The following is a 286-nucleotide window of genomic DNA, read 5'->3' as shown; positions in this document are numbered from 1 at the left end:
CCAATCGGGAAGAAGCGTAAAGAGGGTGCTGCTGAATTGGGGTTGTGTTGTTTCAGGCACAACACACATAGTGTGGGTTCTACGTAAATGCTGAAGCATTAACGTAGACCGACACGTGATCTCAACCTGTGCACGCTTCTCTCCCCAGCGGGAGGGAGGCACACCTGTTATAGGATCAAGCCTTACGGGCAATTAGTATCAGTTAGCTTAACGCATTACTGCGCTTCCACACCTGACCTATCAACGTCCTGGTCTCGAACGACCCTTCAAGGGGATCAAGTCCCCG

At 51.4% G+C, this 286-nt stretch carries 1 rRNA gene; it reads right to left on the bottom strand.

The annotated features are described in order from the left end of the window. Positions 1-171: 171 nt before the first annotated feature. Positions 172-286: ribosomal RNA gene (locus AB3X99_RS41000) — 23S ribosomal RNA — on the bottom strand; the annotation flags it as partial.

Source organism: Paraburkholderia sp. BR10882, from assembly GCF_040948855.1.
GTDB classification, from domain to species: Bacteria; Pseudomonadota; Gammaproteobacteria; order Burkholderiales; family Burkholderiaceae; genus Paraburkholderia; species Paraburkholderia nodosa_A.
The sequence above is the reverse complement of the archived record's forward strand: the minus strand, read 5'-3'. Positions and strand labels throughout refer to the sequence as shown.